Origin of the sequence: Micromonospora sp. NPDC049580 (genome assembly GCF_040675595.1) — a bacterium.
In the GTDB taxonomy this organism is placed as follows: domain Bacteria; phylum Actinomycetota; class Actinomycetes; order Mycobacteriales; family Micromonosporaceae; genus Micromonospora.
This window is the reverse complement of record NZ_JBFAPG010000722.1, coordinates 1-2,123: the sequence shown is the minus strand read 5'-3', so window position 1 is coordinate 2,123 and position 2,123 is coordinate 1. Positions and strand designations below refer to the sequence as shown.

The 2,123-nt window shown below is 72.2% G+C and carries 3 protein-coding genes; 2 read left to right on the top strand and 1 reads right to left on the bottom strand.

Translation table 11 applies throughout. From position 1 onward, the window contains the following. The first annotated feature begins 161 nt into the window (after positions 1 to 161). Entirely contained in the window at positions 162 to 635 is a 474-nt protein-coding gene (locus AB0J68_RS31395) for a glycerophosphodiester phosphodiesterase family protein (RefSeq protein ID WP_355066414.1), read from the top strand. Next, on the top strand, positions 548 to 1,063 hold the full coding sequence (locus AB0J68_RS31390; RefSeq protein WP_354855756.1) for a glycerophosphodiester phosphodiesterase family protein: 516 nt from the start codon (positions 548 to 550) through the stop codon (positions 1,061 to 1,063). The genes AB0J68_RS31395 and AB0J68_RS31390 overlap by 88 nt, the downstream gene beginning before the upstream one ends. 110 nt (positions 1,064 to 1,173) lie before the next feature. On the opposite strand, the gene AB0J68_RS31385 is transcribed toward AB0J68_RS31390, so the two are convergent. Beyond that, positions 1,174 to 2,123 (bottom strand): BTAD domain-containing putative transcriptional regulator (locus tag AB0J68_RS31385; protein ID WP_363942418.1); only part of this gene is annotated, 950 nt, incomplete at its 5' end.

Here is a 2,123-nt window from a genome sequence, read left to right as displayed (position 1 = left end):
CGGCGCGGCCGCGCTGCCCGTCAGGTCCGTCGTGTCGCGGCCACGGCCGTCGAGGGTTCGGCGAGCGTTCACACCCCGCTTGTGGCGAGGTCATCGCGCCGGATCGCCTCCCACCTAGCCTCACCAGGGCATCTGCACCTGAAAGAGCTGAGGTTTGCACCATGTCCCTACGTCACGTTCTGGCGGGCCTTGCCGTTCTGCCCGCGCTCGCCGTTCCGGTGGCCGCGCACGCGTCAACCGTCGACAGCGCCAGCGCGCCGCACCCCCGGAAGACCCATTTCGACCTCCAAGCCCACCGCGGCGGCATCGGCATGACCACCGAGGAGTCGCTGGAAGGCTTCGGCAAGGCGATGCGTCTCGGTGTCACCACACTGGAGCTGGACACCCAGATCACCAAGGACCAGAAGGTGGTCGTCAACCACGACCGCCAGATCAGCGCTCAGAAGTGCGCCGACACCGCACCGGTCACGGCCGGTGAGACGATGTACCCGTACGTCGGCAAGTACATCAAGGACCGGGCGCGCCCGAGCAGACCGCGCCTCGCGAGCTGTTCGTCCGGCGGGTCTTCGAGGAGATCCACTCCTCCGGCATCGAGAAGCAGGTCACCATCCAGTCGTTCGACTGGGGTGCGCTGAGCCAGATGCACCGGCTCGCGCCGAAGTGGCCGCTGGTGGCCCTCACGAACTACGACTTCCTCCAGGTCGGCCAGCCGGGCGCGTCCCCCTGGCTGGGCGGGATCGACGCTGACGACTACGACGGTGACTTCGTGAAGGCCGCCGCCGCCATTTCAGGCGTCACCGCCCTGTCGCCCAACTACGGATTCCCGCAGAACGGGACCATCAGCGACCCGAACTTCCGCTTCTACCCGGACGCGACCATGGTGGCCGAGGCGCACGCCCGGGGCCTGAAGATCATTCCGTGGACCTGCGACGACCCGGCCACCGTGTCCGCGCTGATGGACATGGGCGTCGACGGGATCATCACCAACTACCCCAACCGGGTCCGGGCGATCATGGCCGAGCGTGGCATGCGGCTGCCGAAGAGCTACCAGCCCCGCCACTGACCGGCACGCCCGATCCGGGGCCGGTCCCGTGAGCCGCCTGGCGCGCTCGCGGGGCCGGTCCCGTGCGGCGGGCCTGCCCCGGCGCGGCCGGCGACGGTCGGGCGGCCCGGTCAGGCCGGATGCTCAATGAGCCTCCTCGGATTCCCCGTCCGCTGCGCGGGGACGCCGGTCGGGCGGTGGGCGCCGCCCAACTCCGTCGTCCACGGCCGGGTCTGCGCGGCCGGCGCCCGCCACCGGGTCAGTGCCCCGGCCGACGGCTCGGCGTGCTGCCCGCCGCCGGCCCCGGCGGGCCCCGCGTCGGGGTCGGTCGCCTCGCCGCCGGCCGGCGCGATGCCCAACTCCCGCATCCGCTCGACGTACGTGCGATAACGCCGCTGCGCCTCGCCGTGCCGCCCGGCCGCGCGCAGCACCTGCACCAACTCCAGGTGGGCGTCCTCGTCGTAGGGGTCCCGGTGCACCAGCCGCATCAGGTAGACCAGCTTCTGGTCCGTGTCCGAGGCGTGCTGGGCCAGAGCCCGCAGCACGCTGGTGTGCGCGACCTGCGCCTCCTCCCGCAGCGGCTGCGCCCAGTCCTCGTACGGGTCGTCGGCGAGGAAGTCCCCGCCGTACAGCTCGTCGGCGCGGACCAGCGCACGGGCCGTGTCCGGGTGTCCGCCCCGCAGGGCGACCTGCGCCTCCTCGGCGGCGGTCAGGAACGTCTCGACGTCCACGTCGATCACGTCCAGGTCGATCGCCACCGAACCCCGGTCGGCCAGCACCGCGCCCCGGCCGCTGGTGCGGCGTCCGGTGCCGAGCACCCGGCGCAACGTGGACAGCAGCACCGACAGCCGGTTCGCGGTCCGCGACGGCGACTCGTCCGGCCAGAGCAGCTCCATCAGCCTGGCCCGGGGCACGGCGCGTCCCCGGTGCGCGACGAGGATCTTCAGCAGGTCCCGTGCCTTCTTGGACTGCCACTCGCCGTACGGGACGACGGCGCCGGCCCGGAACACCCGGAAGTCGCCAAGCGTGTGGATGACCACCGCCGGTACGCGCAGCGTGATCGCGGTGAGCCCGTCGGCGA

Excerpts from the sequence above, each read along its gene's own strand:
- AB0J68_RS31395 (WP_355066414.1), top strand. The coding sequence starts at position 162 with ATGTCCCTACGTCACGTTCTGGCGGGCCTTGCCGTTCTGCCCGCGCTC.